At 40.8% G+C, this 1,312-nt stretch carries 1 pseudogene and 1 other annotated feature; the pseudogene reads left to right on the plus strand.

Features of this window, described 5'->3' with window-relative positions:
* Positions 1-50 precede the first annotated feature (50 nt).
* Positions 51-1,284, plus strand: a pseudogene (locus tag NI462_RS14875) (IS3 family transposase).
* Positions 340-456 (plus strand) — a sequence feature (AL1L pseudoknot). (Overlaps the previous pseudogene by 117 nt.)
* Positions 1,285-1,312: the final 28 nt, after the last annotated feature.

Below are 1,312 nucleotides of genomic sequence, written 5' to 3' on the forward strand. Positions count from 1 at the left end.
TGAACCGTACCGGGTTTGTCGGAGAGTCAATATTCTGAGAGACTATCCCGATGACAAAATTAAAATATACCCCTGAAATCAGAGAAAGAGCGGTTCAATTATTGATTGAATCCGAGAAAGATTATCCATCGAATTGGGCTGCGATCACAGCTATTGCTCCCTGAGCAGTATACTGCGCAAGGGTTGTACTCCTGAAACACTACGTGTTTGGTATCAAAAATATTTAGATAAACAAAATCCAGTTAAAGTACAGCAGCTTTCAGACCAAGAACGTATCAAACAACTGGAACGCGAAAATAAAGAACTGCAACATGCGAATGAAATTCTACGTAAAGCAGCCGCTTTTTTCGCCCAGGCGGAGCTCGACCGCCCACACAAATAATGGTGGATTTCATCCATAACAATAAAGACTTATATGGTGTTGATGCGATTTGTAGGATTTTACCGATCGCAGCTTCAACCTATTACCGGACTCTAGATCTCTGCGAAAATCCAGAACATCGAGCAAAGCGAGATTTACATGACTTGCATCATGCTGAGGAGATTAAACGAATTTGGAAGGAAAGTTCAGGTCGGTATGGTGTACGTAAAGTCTGGCAAAAACTGAAACGTGAAGGCTATATTATTGCACGCTGTACTATTGCTCGATTAATGAAAAAGCTAGGTATACAAGGTGTTTGGCGAGGTAAGAACAAACAAACCACCCGTAGCCGAGATGATCAAAAACGAGCGAATGATTTAGTGAAACGTAATTTTAGTGCTGATCATCCAGATCAGCTGTGGGTCAGTGACTTTACGTATATTCAAACCAAGTCAGGTTGGGTCTATACCGCATTTATTATTGATGTGTTTTCACGAGCAATTGTTGGATGGAAAGTATCAACACGTATGAATACAGATATGGTGCTTGATGCATTAGAACAAGCTTTGCATGATCGAGGTATGCCAAAGAATGTAATTCATCATTCCGATAGAGGTGTGCAATATCTTTCCATTCGCTATACCAATCGTCTAGAAGCAGCAAATTTACGAGCGTCAGTCGGTACAACTGGTGATTCATACGATAATGCTTTGGCTGAAACAGTGAATGGCTTATACAAAACAGAGGTGATTGAATATTTAAAAGCAGATTGGCAAGGTTTAGCGGATGTACAACTTGCGACACTCAACTGGGTAGATTGGTTCAATAAAGAGCGTGTACACAGTGCATTGGGTTACAAGTCGCCTTTTGAGTTTGAAGCAATGTACTATGATAAGATTAACCCGTTAGGTCAGGTGGCCTAACTTAAATAAAAAAGTCTCCGACAAACCC

This window comes from Acinetobacter lwoffii (assembly GCF_024129715.1).
Classification (GTDB): domain Bacteria; phylum Pseudomonadota; class Gammaproteobacteria; order Pseudomonadales; family Moraxellaceae; genus Acinetobacter; species Acinetobacter lwoffii_U.